The sequence below is a fragment of the Micromonospora sp. DT41 genome (assembly GCF_049841715.1).
Classification (GTDB): domain Bacteria; phylum Actinomycetota; class Actinomycetes; order Mycobacteriales; family Micromonosporaceae; genus Micromonospora; species Micromonospora profundi.
The window spans coordinates 138,635-152,027 of sequence record NZ_JBNCKU010000001.1; the positions used below are offsets into that span (position 1 = coordinate 138,635).

Sequence of the window (13,393 nt, forward strand, 5' to 3'; positions counted from 1 at the left end):
GCCGGCGGGGCGGGGGCGGGGGCGCGGGGCGGCTGGTTAGTTGGCTAGGCGGGCCGGGAAGCCTCCGGTGGCTATCGGGCCCCAGGCGTCGATGGTGACCCGGATCAGCGACTTGCCCTGGCGCACCATCGCCGCCCGGTAGTCGTTCCAGTCCGGGTGCTCGCCGGAGATGCTGCGGAAGTACTCGACGAGCGGCTCCAGCGCCTCGGGCAGGTCCAGTACCTCGGCGGTGCCGTCGAGCTGCACCCAGGGCCCGTTCCAGTCGTCGGAGAGCACGCAGGCCGACACCCGGCTGTCGCGGCGGATGTTGGCCACCTTGGCCCGCTCGGGGTAGGTGGAGATGACAAGCCGGCCCTCGTCGTCGACGCCGGCGGAGACCGGGGAGGACTGCGGGCGACCGTCGGCCCGCGTGGTCATCAGCACGACGCGGTGCCGTGGGCGGAGGAAGTCCAGCAGGGTGTCCCGGTCGGCCCGGGTGTTCGTCGCGATGTTGCGTGCCATGACTCCCGTTCCTACCAGGTGCCGCGAACGTGGCACACAGCCCGGTGTCAAGTGAAATCGCCAGGACAGATGGTCAGGAAGACGTCAGTCGACATACGTTCACAATCCTTTATGTTAATTGCACTCAGCAACCGTCCGGATGCAGGAGGGCACATGGAGGTCAAGGGGAATCAGTTCGGCACCATCCAGAACGGTGACACGATCATTAATAGCGGTCCGGTTTCGGCCACCTTCGGTGGACGTGACAGTCAGGTCCTGGAAGCCTTCGACAACGTGCAGGTCCAGCTGGAGGATGCTCGGACGGCCGGGGCACTGGAATCGGTGCACGCTGAGGCCGCCGCATTGGAGATCGCGACGGCCAGGACAGCGTTGGCGGCCGGCCAGCACGACGTGGCAACGAAGCGACTCGAACGTATCCGCTCGATGCTCGGTGCCGCCGCCGCTGCCACTCCGCTCGTAGAAGCAGTCTCCAAACTCATCGCCCTGCTTCATGACGGCGGCGGACGGTGAACCGGACACCGCCATGGCCAACCACACGGGGCCTCAGTTCGGCAACATCCAGAATGCAGACAACATCTACAACTATGCCAATGATCATGATTGGCTGGCAGCGGGACAGCGGTTCTTGTCGGAACGGAACTACAGACGAGCCGTGCGCTGCTTCGAGGATTTCCTGAACTCGACCTCATCGGAGTCCGAAGTCTTTCGAGCCGAGGCGCACGTCCTCCTGGCGGTCGCGATGCTCGCCGGATGTCCGCCCTCGTATCGGACGCCTCAGCAGATAACAGATGTCGCACGCCACCTCCTAGCTTCCCGCACACCACTTGCGAGCGTGCTGGCTGCGCTGATTCGAGATGACTTCTACCTGTCGGTGGGCATTGCGGTCCCTCCCGACCTGGCCAGGCTCGCCGACGGCGGCGACCCCGTCCGACTTGATCGGACCGACCTCGTACTCGTCAAGAACCACGTCGCGGCCGTCCCCGGCTTTATGTGGCGTCGTTTGAGCGCCCACTGCGCGTCCGTCGGGATACACCTACCCACGGTTCCCGCAGACGAGGAAACACCTCCAGCCACGCCGGACCGGAGAATCGGCGTGCCAAAGTACTTCGTCGCCCTGCCAGCTACTCCACCGGCCGACCGCGGCTTCCGCGCCTCGGTGACCATGGCGGCCGGGACAGCGCTGATCTTCCTGCCGTGCGCGGGCCTGTTCGTGCGGACCGAGTGGTACGTCGGACTCGCCCTGCTTGTCGCGGCACCATTCGCGGGCATCTTCGTGACCTTGATCGGCATCAGCGTGTGGCGCGACGCGCGGGAAGACCGCGCTGCTCAAGTGCGATACGCGGAGGCCGTGGCGGCATCATCCGGCGCGCCGAACGACGCGCAGATGGACCGGTGGCTCGCGGAAGACGTCCGGTGGATAGTGGCCAGAGGCGCGCGGCGTCTACGCCTCAACCCCGCGCTTGTCGCTGCCTCCGGGGATCTGCTCGTGGAACCACAGGCTGCCGTCGGTGTGTCTCAGTTGGAGGAAGAGACGGTCGAGTGGGTGTCATGGGTAGACGGTTCCACGGCGACTCGTCTGGTACGACAGCGGACGAAGGTGGGCAAGAGCAAGGTCGGCCGGGACGGCAAACTGCGGTCCGACCACTACCACGTGTTGGTGCTGTACCTGACCACGCACCGCATCTCAGTCTTCGCGTGTGACCTCGCCCTGGCCACCCGCTATCTTCGCACCGAGTCGACATACACCTTCCATTACCGGGATGTCGTCAGCATCTCGTCTCGGACGATCGTCCATCCCAGGAACTCCACGGGAGGGATCTCTGTTTTCGACGACAAGTCAGGACGCTACGTCAGGCGTTTCGCCGACAACCACTTCACCCTGTTCCTGGTCAACGGCCAGCAGATGGACGTCAGCGTGGGAGTGAGCGCCGACAGCAGGGAACTGGAGGTGGCCTGGTCCAACAGTCAGGTCTTCCACGTCGTCGACCGGATGGTGTGGTCCCGCAAAGAACGGGAGGATGCGGACCGGCAGTGACGAGCCGGCTGTCAGTTTGGCCGCAGCTGATGGTGCGCTGTCTGGGCGGGCACGCGCGTTCGGCCGGCGGGCCGCCAGGCACGGCCGTTGGCATAGATCACCCGAAAGCCGAGGTACGACGCGAGCGGCGCCCAGTGCGCCGAGCCCATCCGCAGTTCGGCGGCATTGTGCCGCTGACCGTTGGCCAGGACGTCCAGGAGGACGGTTTCGAAGGCCGCCGATTCAACCCAGTCGACTTCTCGGGTGAAACCGCAGATCAGGGCCGCTCCGGTGACTTCGAGGAACTCGCGCAGCACGGCGTCTGAGGCGCGCAGGACGGAGCAGCTGCCGAAATAGAGTCGGCGCCCCTCGCAGCGGCCGGCCATCAGCTCAGCCACCTCGTTCAACTCCACCGACTGCCAGTCGGTGAGGCAGAGTCGGCTCGGCTCGCCGTGCATGGCGAAGAACCCGACCCGGTGGTCGGCGTACTGCCTGAGCAGCCAGCGGTCGAGGAAGTAGAACAGCTCGTCGCGGGTGGCCGCGCCCTTGTGGATGAAGCGGATCTTGCCTAGCCGTTCGAGGAGTTCGAGGGTCGGCAGCACGGAGCCTCTGTCGTTGAGGTCGCGGTGCCACTGACCTTCGACACAGAAGACACCAGCTCGTGCCACGCGTACCTCCGCCAGTCCGCCGCCCGGGCTGACGTTACCGGGCACCGCCCGTCGAGGAACATCGCCCTTGGTGTGGTCGGTTGCGACGTTCGGTGCGGTTGTCCTGCGCGGGGGGGTCCTCGACGTCATTGGGTGATTCGCAAATGGGCCTAATTCACAGGCGACGCCCAGGAACGACAGATCGTGAGGACAATTCTCGTTAATAGCCGCCAACCACACTGATCGGTGCCAGGGTGGAAATCACGGGATGTCTCGGTCGATGTCCTGGTGCCACCCCATTCGCTCTCCTATCGGGAGGACTTCTGTGCGCGTAAACACCTTGAAGCGAGCCGCCGTCGCCTTCGCCCTGGCGTTGCCCGGGGCAGCGATCGCCACGGTGGTCGCCGCGCCAGCGGCCCACGCGGACGCCTGCTACACCTGGAACCGCAACCTCTACCAGGGCCGATCGGGCGATGACGTCCGCCAGTTGCAGATCCGGGTCGCGGGCTGGGCTGGCAACCGGAACATCGTGGAGAACGACGGCCGGTACGGCCCGAAGACCGCCGCCGCTGTCAAGCGGTTCCAGCAGGCGTACGGGCTGCGCGCCGACGGCATCGCCGGACCGCAGACCTACGCCAAGCTGTACCAACTCCAGGACAACGACTGCACGCCCGCGCACTTCAGCTTCAGCGAGATGGACAACGGGTGCGGCAGCAGCGGCTGGAGCGGCGGCCCGCTCTCGGCGAGCCAGACCAAGCAGAACGCGCTGCGCACGATGTGGAAGCTGGAGGCGCTGCGCAAGAGCCTCGGCGACAAGCCGCTCTACGTGTCCAGCGGGTTCCGCAGCCGTGCCTGCAACGACCGCGTCGGCGGCGCGTCGGACAGCCAGCACCTGTACGGCCACGCCGCCGACGTCACCTCGCGGACGCCGTCGCTGTGCCAGATCGCCCGCAACGCCCGCAACCACGGCTTCAGCGGGATCTACGGACCGGGCTACCCCGACCACGACGACCACATCCACGTCGACTCGCGTCGGGAGAACAACAGCGACCGCAGCTCGAACACCACGAGCTGGTCCGCCCCCGACTGCGGGATCAACAACTGAGTTGACGGCCGAAGCGACGCCGGCCCGGCACGCGGTGGGGACCCTCCGCGCCGGGCCGGCGTCGTGTACGCCCCGGGCAGGGCGGGGGGTGAGCCGCTCAGCTCGCCCGGGGCCAGCGCGGCGCGGTGACGGGGGGAGTCACCGGCCGGCCAGCGGCTGTCGGTCGTACCCCGGGAGGAACGACCCGCGCGGCCTGGTGCCGCGTCGGCAGACCGGCACGACCGGGTGGCGGGGCCGGGTATCCGGCCGCCGCGGGCCGGGAGCCGGCGGGACGCGCGGGCGACGGCCCGGTGGCGGTGAACGGAAAGGGCACGTGCACGAACGGGTTGCCGTGCCGGATGAGCGCCTCGATCTGCCGCTCGTTGAGCCCGTGCGCCTCCAGCACCCGCCGTCCCCAGCGGTGCAGGCGGCAGGGGTAGGAGGCGCCGTCGTTGCGGCACAGCGGCCCGGTCGGCCACTCCTCGGCGGTGTGCACGACCACCGCCCGGACCGCGAGCCGGACGTCCTCGGGTGTCAGCGGCGCCGGCATCGGCACCTCACCCAGTACCTGGTCGATGGGATCCGTCGACTGCTCACCAACTCGCACGGCAGGCCTCCCGCAGTTCGGCAGCGGTACGGCGGACCCACCGCACCGACATCCTCAGCAATTGGTACGGCCGGCATCGGACGAAAGTTCAAACCTGGTACGCCGTAAGCGGTGCCTCGCACGAGAGCACGCGAAAACCGTTGTGAGCGGGTCGGCGGAACGGAGCTTCAGACCAGGCCGGCGTCGTGCACGAGCAGGGCCACCTGGACCCGGTTGTTGAGGTCGAGCCGGGTCAACAGCCGCGAGACGTACGCCTTCACAGTGGCCACGCTCATGAACAGCTCCCCCGCGATCTCCGCGTTGGTACGCCCCTGCCCCAGCGCGACCGCCACCTGCCGCTCCCGCTCACTGAGATCGGCGAGCAGCCGCAGCGCCCGCTCCCGGCGCGGGTCCGGGCCGACCGGGCCGGAGACGGAGGCGGCGGTCACGTGGTCGATCAGCGTCCGGGTCACCGTCGGGGAGAGCGTCGCCTCACCGGCGGCCACCCGGCGTACGGCGTGCACGATCTCCGCTGGCGGGGTGTCCTTGAGCAGGAAACCGGCAGCCCCGGCGCGGAGCGCCCGCAGCACCTGCTCGTCGGCGTCGAAGGTGGTGAGCACCAGCACCTCCGGCGGGTGCGGCTGGGCGCGCAGCGCCTCGGTGGCGCTCAGCCCGTCCACCCGTGGCATCCGGATGTCCATCAGCACCACGTCCGGGGCGTACGCGGCGACAGCGGCCGGGACCTCGCTGCCGTCGGCCGCCTCGCCCACCACTGTCAGGTCAGGTAGGCCGCCGAGGATCATCGAGAGCCCGGCCCGGACCAGCGGGTCGTCGTCCACGATCAGGACCCGCACGCGCGGCGTCGCCGGCCCGCTGTCGGTCCCGCCGGAGGGCGCTGTCACGCCGGCCACGGCAGCCAGGCGGCCAGCCGGAAGTCGCCCGCCTCGTCCCGCCCGTACGCGAGTCGGCCGCCGGCCAGGGTGACCCGCTCGCTGATGCCGACAAGCCCGGTGCCGGCGCCGGGCAACTCGTTCCCGGTGGCCGAACCCACCGGCCACCGGTTACCGATCGCCACTGTCAGCCCGGTGCCCGGCCCGCCGGACACGTCCACGGTGACGGCCGCTCCGGCAGCGTGCTTGCGGGCGTTCGTCAGCCCCTCCTGCACGATCCGGTACGCGGCCCGGCCCAGCGCCGCCGGCACCTTCCCCGCGTCGACGACGCTGTCGTTGACGTTCACCCGCACCCCGGCAGCCCGCGACTCGGCGATCAGGGCGGGCAGGTCGGCGAGGGTGGGCTGGGGCGGCTCCGGCGCATCGCTGCCGCCCTCACCTTCGGCCCGGAGCACGCCGATGACCTCCCGCAGGTCCTGGAGGGCGGCGTGTGCGCTGTCCCGGATCACCCCGGCCGCCCGGGCCACCTCGTCCGGTGGCGCGTCGGGGCGGAACTCCAGCGCGCCCGCGTGCAGGCTGAGCAGGGAGATCCGGTGCGCCAGGACGTCGTGCATCTCGCGGGCGATCCGGGTGCGTTCGAGGTGGCGGGCCTGGGCGACGCGCAGCTGCTGCTCGGCCTCCGCCCGTTCGGCCCGGTCCCGCAGCGACACGATCAACTGCCGCCGGGCGCGGACGAACATCCCCCAGGCCAGCACGGCGAAAGTGATCACCACGCCCCAGGTCACAGTGGCCCAGTAGGGCATGTTCGGATCCGGACGGGTCCAGCTGAAGACCAGGTTGGTGAGCAGACCCATCCCGGTCACCGCCACCGCGACGGCGGTCCGCCGGTGCACCACGAGGGTGAAATAGAAGATCAACAGCGGGATGGAGGCGGCCATCGAGAACAGGTTCAGCGGCAGCGTCGCCACCGCCAACCCGAGCGGCCACCGCCGACGCAGCCAGAGCAGCCCACAGCAGGCCAGCCCGATCAGCGCGTCCGCGCCCACCATCCAGTCGTACGGCAGCGCTACCGCCGTCTGCGGGTCGGGCGACAGCGCGTCCGCCGTGACGTACAGCACCCAGAGCAGGCTGAGCAGGAACGCCAGGCTGTCCACCACCCAGTCACGGGTCGTACGGCGCGGACGCACACGCTCGGGCTCCGCCGGCACCACCAGCTCCCCCGGCAGCAGCCAGGGGTGTTCCGGGACGGCGATGCTGGTCACGCGCCAATGCTAGGCAGCAACAGCCGCCGGCAACCAGCTACCAAAGTCGAGACCCGCCGGTCGACCAAAGTCGGCGCGGCACCGACCGCCGGCCGCAGCGGATGGCCGGGTGGCGCGGGCAGGCTCAACCGCATGATCACCGTGGAGAACCTCACCAAACGGTACGGGCCACACCCGGCCGTGGACGACGTGTCGTTCCAGTGCGAACCGGGCACCGTCACCGGCTTCCTCGGGCCCAACGGGGCCGGCAAGTCCACCACCATGCGGATGATCTGTGGCCTCACCGCGCCGACCGCCGGCCGCGCCACAGTCTCCGGGCACCTCTACCGGGACCTGCCCAACCCCGGCCGGGAGGTCGGGGTGCTGCTGGACGCCTCCGCCCAGCACGCCGGGCGCACCGGCCGCGAGGCGTTGACGCTGTCCGCGTACACGATGGGGTTGGACCGGCGTGAGGTCGCCGCGAAGCTCGACCTGGTCGGGTTGAACACGGTGGCCGCCAAGCGGCGGGTGAAGGCGTACTCGTTGGGCATGCGGCAGCGGCTCGGCCTGGCGCACGCGCTGCTCGGTGACCCCCGGGTGTTGATCCTCGACGAGCCGGCCAACGGCCTGGACCCGGAGGGGATCTTCTGGATGCGCGGCCTGCTGCGCGACTTCGCCGACCGGGGCGGCACCGTGCTGCTCTCCTCCCACCTGCTGCGCGAGGTGGAGGCGGTCGCGGACCGGCTGGTGGTTATCGGGGGCGGCCGGATCGTGGCCCAGGGCAGCAAGGACGAGCTGCTGGCCGGCGGCGGGACTGTGGTGCGGGCCCGCGACGACGCGGCACTGCGCCGGGCCCTGGACGCCGCCGACCTGACCGCCGCCGAGAGTGCCGACGGTCTGCTCGTGCAGGCCGACGCCGAGGTGGTCGGCCAGGCCGCGGCCGACGCCGGCGTCGCGCTCGCCGAGCTGCGCCCCGCCAGCGGCGGTGGCCTCGAACAACTCTTCCTCACGCTGACCGCCGGCGAAACCACCAAGGAGGCCGTCCGATGACCACCACCACCGCGCCCGCCGCCAACGCCGTCGCACCCCGACACCACACACCGGTACGCCGGCCGTCGCTGCTGCGGCTCACCACCGTCGAACTGCGCAAGCTCGTCGACACCCGGGCCGGCCGCTGGCTGCTTGTCACCATCGGTCTGGTCGTCGTCGCGATCGTCACGCTCCTGCTGATCTACGCCGAGGACGACGACCAGACCTTCGTCACGTTCTTCGTTCCGTCGCTGCTGCCGGTCAGCCTGCTCCTGCCGGTGCTGGGCATCCTGTCGATCACCAGCGAGTGGTCCCAACGCACAGCGCTCACCACGTACGCGCTGGTTCCCCGGCGGCAGCGGGTGGTGGCCGCGAAGCTCGTCGCGGTGGTTCTCGCCGCGCTCGCCTCGCTGCTGATCAGCCTGGCCGTCGCCGCCGTCGGGACGCTCGTGGCGTCGGCCACCGGCGGCGCGGGCACCTGGGACGCCGACGGGTCGTTGATCCTGCACGCGGGGATCGTCCAGGCGGCCAGCGTGCTCATGGGTGCCGCCTTCGGCCTGCTGCTGCTCAACCCGCCGTTGGCCATCGTCGGCTACCTGCTGCTGCCGACCATCTGGACGGTACTCGGCGAAGTCGTCCGGCCCCTGAACCGTCCGGCCGACTGGCTGGACACCAGCCGGACCATGGAGCCGCTGTTCACCAGCCACGTCACGGGCGGGCAGTGGGCGCGGTTGGCGGTGTCCCTGCTGGCTTGGCTGGTCCTCCCGCTGGCCGTCGGCCTTATCCGGACACTCCGCCGGGAGGTGTCCTGACCATGGATGTCTCCGGCGCCCGACCACACACCGTGGTCAGCGGTGGCCCGCTGGAGTTGGCAGTCATGTGGGGTGGCTTCCCGCTGCTCGGCGCGGGCGCCGGATGGCTCCTCTCGGCGGCCACGGGCTGGCTCACGCGGCTGCCCTGGATGCCGTTCGGCGACCTGATCGAGTGGTTGGACCGGCTGCCCGAGCCGCAGGCCACCGCCGGCACGATCGCGGTGGGCGTCCTGGCCGGCCTTGTCGTCGCGGGGGTCGGCACCGCCGAGCGGCTGATCGTCACCGTGGACGCGGCGCAGGTCCGGCTGCGCCGCTCCGACCAGAACCGCACGATCGCCCGCGTCGACACCCGGGTGACCTTCGTCGGCGACGGGCACCTCGTGCTGCTCGACGCCGACGGCGCCGAGCTGGCCCGCGAGTCCACTGACCTGCCGGCCGACCGGCTGGCGGCGGCGTTCCGGGAGCACGGCTGGGGCTGGGCCGACGACGACCCGCACCGGTCGGCGTACCGGCTGTGGGTGCCCGACCTGCCCGGCCTGCCCGCCGGGGCGGACGCACTGCTGCGCGCCCGCGAGACGGCGATCGGCAAGGACCGCAGCGACGACGTCCGGGAGCTGCGCCGGGAGTTGGGCAGGCTCGGGGTGGTGCTGCGCGACGAGGAGAAGCGCCAGTACTGGCGGCTGAGCGGCAGGGCCGTCGCCCCCGGGACGGAGCAGCGGACTTCGCCCGAGCGGGAGCCGCACGACCGGTAGCGTCAATCCCAGGAGATCCTGGGAGCGCGCCGATGACCGAACAGCAGCCGTACCGGGTGGTGTCTCGACACCCCGGCTTCGAGTTGCGCCGCTACCCGGCCCACCTGGTGGCGGAGATGCGCGTCCAGGCGTCGTTCACCCGGGCGCCCATGGAGGCGTTCCGGCCGCTGTCGGCCTACATCGGGGGCGCCAACCGTGCCCGGCAGCCGATCGACGTAGCCACGGCCGCGCCCTCGACGGCCGACGGCTCGCAGAAGATCGCCATGACCGTGCCGGTGGTCCAGGTGGAGGGCGAGTGGCCCGGCGCGTACCTGATCCAGTTCGTCATGCCGGCCGCCTGCACCGCCGCCACCCTGCCCGAGCCGGTGGACGCCCGCGTGCGGATCCGGGAGATCCCGCCGCAGCTCGTGGCGGCGATGCGTTTCTCCGGCCGGTGGACGGAGCAGGCGTTCGGCCAGCGGGCCACCATGCTCGGCCGGTCGGTCACCTCGGCCGGGCTGCAACCCACCGGCGCCATCCGGTACGCGCGCTTCGACCCGCCGTGGAAGCCGTGGTTCCTGCGCCGCAACGAGGTCACGCTGCCGGTGGCGGAGTGAGCGGGCGCTCATCCGACGACGCCGACCGGGGTCCGCGCCGGACGGTGCCGCAGTGACCGCCAGGTCGGCAGCACGCTCGCCAGCACGGCGAGCAGCAGGCACAGCCCCACCACCGCTGCGATCACCGACCAGGGCACCACCAGGTCGACGGACGCGCCGACCTGCTCGGCCAGGCCGGCGCGGATGCTGAGCAGCCCGACGAACGCGACAGCGCCACCGAGCAGCGCGCCGATCAGCACCACCAGGGCGGACTCGGCGGTGACCAGCCAGACGACCTGCCGCCGGGTCGCCCCGGCCAACCGGATCAGCCGCAGGTCCGCTACCCGACCGGCGGCGGCCAGCAGCAACGTGTTGGCCACCGCGATGGCCCCGTAACCGGCCGACACACCGATCAGCAGCAGCGTGAACAGCCAGACCAGCCGGTCCTCGGCGGCGTCCGCCTCGGCCGCCCAGGTGGTGACGTCGACGATCCGCGCGCCGACCGGCGGATCGATCCGGTCCCGGACGTACACCGTCGAGGTCAACGCCGACGGGTCGTGCGCCCGCACCACGGCCCGGGGCACCAGCAGGTGGCCCGGCAGCGAATTGTCGGTGACGACCGCGACGACCCGCAACGACACCGCAGTTCCGTCGGCGAAGGTCAGCTCGTACGGCGCGGACGGCAGAAGATTCGCCGAGGCGGTGACCACCACTGTGTCGTCTCCGCGCAGCTCCTCCAGGGAACCGGCGACGACGGTGAGCGCCCGGTTCGCGGCGGCGAAGCCCGTCGGGTCGACACCGAGCGCGGTCAGTGGCCGGTTCACCGTCTGCGTTGCCGGATCGGTGCGGTAGACGGTGGTCGGCAGCAGGGCGGTGCCGCCGGTCGCGGCGACTGCCGCATCCGACAGACCGGGCGTCCGGTCCGGCACGACGATCCAACCGCCGTTCACGTTGTCCGCCCGGCCCGCCGCGTACGCGGCGGTGGTGGTGCGCACCATCCCGGACACCAGCACCGCGAAGGCGACAGTGAGCAGCACCGGCGCGGCGATCGAGGCGGTCCGCCGGGTGGCGGTCGACGCCCCGCCCCGGACCAGCATCCCGATCGCCCCACCGCGCCGCCGCACCGGAGACCGCAGCAGCCGCACCACCGGCCCGACCATCGCCGGAGAGAGCACTGTGGCACCGGCCACCAGGGCCATCACCGCGTACAGGGCGTACGACGCCGCCACCCGGGGCTCGTCCGCTGTCGCCGTCCCGACGCTGAGCGCGATGCCCGCCACGACGAGAAGCGCGCCGGTGGCGACCCGGGCACGCCCGATCGGTCGCTGCTCCACAGCGGCCTCGCGCAGCGCCTCCAACGGGCGGACCCGCGCCGCCCGGCGCGAGGTCGACCAGACCGCCAGCAACGCGATCACCGGCCCGGCCGCGAGCGAGACCGCGACCGGCCAGACGGCGTATCCGACCCGGAAGGTCGACGGCTCGAACCCGGCGTCGACGAGCAGGCGACCCACCACCGGGGCGAGTACCGCGCCGACCAGCAGGCCGACCAGCCCGGCGCTGACGCCGACGACGAGCGCCTCGGCGCACACCATGCGGCGGACCTGCCGGGCGGTGGCGCCGACGGCGCGCAGCAGGCCCAGCTCCCGGCGGCGCTGCGCGACGGTGAACGCGAAGGTGGAGGACACCACGAACACCGTGACGAAGCCGGCCAGGGCCGCCGTGGCGCTGAGCACCTGCATGCCGATCCACCGGGTCCGGGCGTCGTTGCGCGGCTCCAACGCGCCGCGCGCGTCGCCAATCAGCACCCGACCGTCGCCGCCGACGACACCGCGAGCCGTCGCGGCGACCCGCTGCGGATCGGCCCCCGCCGCGAGGACCAGCCCGATCGCCCGGACGCCGGGCGCGAGCGCCGCGGCGACCTCGTCGGCGACGTGCACGCCGGGCCCGTCGACCAGACCCGTGACGGTGTACGCCTGCGCACCCGTCGCCGTAAGCAGCGTCACCGGCGCACCGATACGCAGGCCGAGCGCGCTGTCGACGACCACCTCGCCGGGCCCGCGCGGCGGCTCACCGGCGGTGAGGCGCGATCCACCCAGCTTGGCGCTGGCCCAGCCGTGCCCCTGCTGAGCGTCCTCCCGCCGGGTGTCGACAGCGGAGGGCCGACCGTCGACGAGCGGTTGGGCGTAGAAGGTCCGGTCCGGTACCGCCGCCACCACGCCGGGCAGCGCGGCCAGCCTCCCGGCGAGTCCCGCCGCCGTGTCGGCGGACCACGGGCGGGTCGGCACGAACTGGTCGGTCGACGCACCCGCTTCGGGGCTCTGCACCACGACCGCCGCCCGCGCCAGGCGGTCCGGCACCTGCGGACGTCCGGAGGCGAGCAGGAGGGTGGCGGTCGCGACCAGCGCGACGCCGATGGCGACGGCCACGAACGCGCTGGCCGACCGTCGGACACTCAGCATGACCGCTCCCCCGCCGTCTCGACGGCGTGCCGCGACGAGCCCGCCGGGTCCGCCTCCCGCTCGGCGATCCGCGCCGCGACGACCGCAGCGGAAATCGCGCCGTCCAACTCGTCGACGACCCGGCCGTCGGCGAGCAGCAGCACCCGATCGGCGTACGCGGCGGCGGCGGGATCGTGGGTCACCATCACCACTGTCTGCCCGTGGTCGTCGACGAGCGCACGCAGCAGCCGGAGCACCTGCCGGGACGCCGCACTGTCCAGTGCCCCGGTCGGTTCGTCGGCGAACACCACGGCCGGGCGGGTGATCAACGCTCGGGCCACGGCGACGCGCTGCTGCTCACCGCCGGACAACTCACTCGGCCGGTGCCCGGCCCGGTCGGCCAACCCCACCGCGTCCAGAGCGGCGGTGACGTCCCGGGCCGGTGGGCGACGGCCGGCCAGCCGCGACGGCAACTCGACGTTCTGCGCGGCGGTCAGCGTGGACACCAGGTTGAACGCCTGAAACACGAACCCGATCCGGTCGCGCCGCAGCCGGGTCACCTCGTCCTCGCGGAGCTGGTCGAGGCGGACGCCGTCGATCGCGACGATCCCCTCGGTCGGGCTGTCCAACCCCGCCGCGCAGTGCAACAGAGTGGACTTCCCCGAACCGGAGGGGCCCATCACCGCCGTGAACGTCCCGGTCACGAAGCTCGTCGTCACGCCGTCCAGCGCGGTCACCCGCCGGTTTCCGGTGCCGTACACCGCGCGCAGCCCCGTCAGGGTCACCGTGTGTGTGGTCATGGCCACCACAATGCAGTCCCCGAC

General features: G+C 71.6%; 14 protein-coding genes. 7 read left to right on the plus strand and 7 right to left on the minus strand.

Annotation, left to right across the window (positions count from 1 at the left end; genetic code table 11):
- Nucleotides 1-36: 36 nt before the first annotated feature.
- The gene (locus ACLQ23_RS00560; RefSeq protein WP_425734758.1) at nucleotides 37-501 is read right to left on the minus strand and encodes a PPOX class F420-dependent oxidoreductase; all 465 of its coding nucleotides are present in this window, start codon (nucleotides 499-501) and stop codon (nucleotides 37-39) included.
- Nucleotides 502-654: 153 nt separating this feature from the next.
- On the opposite strand from ACLQ23_RS00560, the gene ACLQ23_RS00565 reads away from it, so the two are divergent.
- Complete coding sequence (locus ACLQ23_RS00565; protein ID WP_355592286.1) at nucleotides 655-1,011, plus strand: hypothetical protein; 357 nt, start codon at nucleotides 655-657, stop codon at nucleotides 1,009-1,011.
- Complete coding sequence (locus ACLQ23_RS00570) at nucleotides 992-2,536, plus strand: hypothetical protein (RefSeq protein WP_425734757.1); 1,545 nt, start codon at nucleotides 992-994, stop codon at nucleotides 2,534-2,536. Before ACLQ23_RS00565 ends, ACLQ23_RS00570 begins: the two co-directional genes overlap by 20 nt.
- A gap of 11 nt (nucleotides 2,537-2,547) precedes the next feature.
- Here the strand turns inward: ACLQ23_RS00570 and ACLQ23_RS00575 are convergent, their stop codons facing one another.
- Nucleotides 2,548-3,183: a DUF6642 family protein gene (locus ACLQ23_RS00575; protein WP_355592290.1), complete on the minus strand. Its 636-nt coding sequence runs from the start codon at nucleotides 3,181-3,183 to the stop codon at nucleotides 2,548-2,550.
- A gap of 304 nt (nucleotides 3,184-3,487) precedes the next feature.
- Here ACLQ23_RS00575 and ACLQ23_RS00580 point away from each other — a divergent pair, with 304 nt between their 5' ends.
- A complete protein-coding gene (locus tag ACLQ23_RS00580) occupies nucleotides 3,488-4,267 on the plus strand; it encodes a D-Ala-D-Ala carboxypeptidase family metallohydrolase (protein ID WP_425880215.1) in 780 nt (259 codons plus the stop codon).
- Nucleotides 4,268-4,364: 97 nt separating this feature from the next.
- Here the strand turns inward: ACLQ23_RS00580 and ACLQ23_RS00585 are convergent, their stop codons facing one another.
- The 3 genes from ACLQ23_RS00585 to ACLQ23_RS00595 form a co-directional block, all read right to left on the minus strand.
- Nucleotides 4,365-4,853, minus strand: coding sequence for a hypothetical protein (locus ACLQ23_RS00585; protein WP_053655127.1), 489 nt, complete (start codon nucleotides 4,851-4,853; stop codon nucleotides 4,365-4,367).
- A gap of 167 nt (nucleotides 4,854-5,020) precedes the next feature.
- Nucleotides 5,021-5,752 carry a response regulator gene (locus ACLQ23_RS00590; RefSeq protein WP_425734774.1) on the minus strand — a complete coding sequence of 244 codons (732 nt, stop codon included), beginning with the start codon at nucleotides 5,750-5,752 and terminating at the stop codon, nucleotides 5,021-5,023.
- The gene (locus ACLQ23_RS00595; protein WP_425734756.1) at nucleotides 5,731-6,984 is read right to left on the minus strand and encodes a sensor histidine kinase; all 1,254 of its coding nucleotides are present in this window, start codon (nucleotides 6,982-6,984) and stop codon (nucleotides 5,731-5,733) included. The genes ACLQ23_RS00590 and ACLQ23_RS00595 overlap by 22 nt, the downstream gene beginning before the upstream one ends.
- A 132-nt stretch (nucleotides 6,985-7,116) precedes the next feature.
- On the opposite strand from ACLQ23_RS00595, the gene ACLQ23_RS00600 reads away from it, so the two are divergent.
- Genes ACLQ23_RS00600 through ACLQ23_RS00615 form a run of 4 tightly spaced genes read left to right on the plus strand, consistent with a single transcriptional unit; the run spans nucleotide 7,117 to nucleotide 10,152 of the window.
- Nucleotides 7,117-8,013 carry an ABC transporter ATP-binding protein gene (locus ACLQ23_RS00600; protein WP_355592293.1) on the plus strand — a complete coding sequence of 299 codons (897 nt, stop codon included), beginning with the start codon at nucleotides 7,117-7,119 and terminating at the stop codon, nucleotides 8,011-8,013.
- Nucleotides 8,010-8,804 carry an ABC transporter permease gene (locus ACLQ23_RS00605; RefSeq protein WP_425880216.1) on the plus strand — a complete coding sequence of 265 codons (795 nt, stop codon included), beginning with the start codon at nucleotides 8,010-8,012 and terminating at the stop codon, nucleotides 8,802-8,804. The genes ACLQ23_RS00600 and ACLQ23_RS00605 overlap by 4 nt, the downstream gene beginning before the upstream one ends.
- 2 nt (nucleotides 8,805-8,806) lie before the next feature.
- Complete coding sequence (locus tag ACLQ23_RS00610) at nucleotides 8,807-9,556, plus strand: YqeB family protein (protein ID WP_355592297.1); 750 nt, start codon at nucleotides 8,807-8,809, stop codon at nucleotides 9,554-9,556.
- A 32-nt stretch (nucleotides 9,557-9,588) separates the two neighbouring features.
- Entirely contained in the window at nucleotides 9,589-10,152 is a 564-nt protein-coding gene (locus ACLQ23_RS00615) for an SOUL family heme-binding protein (RefSeq protein WP_355592299.1), read from the plus strand.
- Nucleotides 10,153-10,160: 8 nt separating this feature from the next.
- On the opposite strand, the gene ACLQ23_RS00620 is transcribed toward ACLQ23_RS00615, so the two are convergent.
- Together ACLQ23_RS00620 and ACLQ23_RS00625 are read right to left on the minus strand one after the other, a co-directional pair.
- Complete coding sequence (locus ACLQ23_RS00620) at nucleotides 10,161-12,590, minus strand: FtsX-like permease family protein (RefSeq protein WP_425880217.1); 2,430 nt, start codon at nucleotides 12,588-12,590, stop codon at nucleotides 10,161-10,163.
- Entirely contained in the window at nucleotides 12,584-13,369 is a 786-nt protein-coding gene (locus ACLQ23_RS00625) for an ABC transporter ATP-binding protein (RefSeq protein ID WP_053655242.1), read from the minus strand. The genes ACLQ23_RS00620 and ACLQ23_RS00625 overlap by 7 nt, the downstream gene beginning before the upstream one ends.
- Nucleotides 13,370-13,393 lie beyond the last annotated feature (24 nt).

What these genes read in the sequence shown, in the direction of transcription:
- ACLQ23_RS00570 (WP_425734757.1), top strand. Translation starts at nt 992, where the DNA reads ATGACGGCGGCGGACGGTGAACCGGACACCGCCATGGCCAACCACACG.
- ACLQ23_RS00560 (WP_425734758.1), bottom strand. Translation starts at nt 501, where the DNA reads ATGGCACGCAACATCGCGACGAACACCCGGGCCGACCGGGACACCCTG.
- ACLQ23_RS00605 (WP_425880216.1), top strand. Translation starts at nt 8,010, where the DNA reads ATGACCACCACCACCGCGCCCGCCGCCAACGCCGTCGCACCCCGACAC.
- ACLQ23_RS00565 (WP_355592286.1), top strand. Translation starts at nt 655, where the DNA reads ATGGAGGTCAAGGGGAATCAGTTCGGCACCATCCAGAACGGTGACACG.
- ACLQ23_RS00600 (WP_355592293.1), top strand. Translation starts at nt 7,117, where the DNA reads ATGATCACCGTGGAGAACCTCACCAAACGGTACGGGCCACACCCGGCC.
- ACLQ23_RS00620 (WP_425880217.1), bottom strand. Translation starts at nt 12,590, where the DNA reads ATGCTGAGTGTCCGACGGTCGGCCAGCGCGTTCGTGGCCGTCGCCATC.
- ACLQ23_RS00615 (WP_355592299.1), top strand. Translation starts at nt 9,589, where the DNA reads ATGACCGAACAGCAGCCGTACCGGGTGGTGTCTCGACACCCCGGCTTC.
- ACLQ23_RS00625 (WP_053655242.1), bottom strand. Translation starts at nt 13,369, where the DNA reads ATGACCACACACACGGTGACCCTGACGGGGCTGCGCGCGGTGTACGGC.
- ACLQ23_RS00610 (WP_355592297.1), top strand. Translation starts at nt 8,807, where the DNA reads ATGGATGTCTCCGGCGCCCGACCACACACCGTGGTCAGCGGTGGCCCG.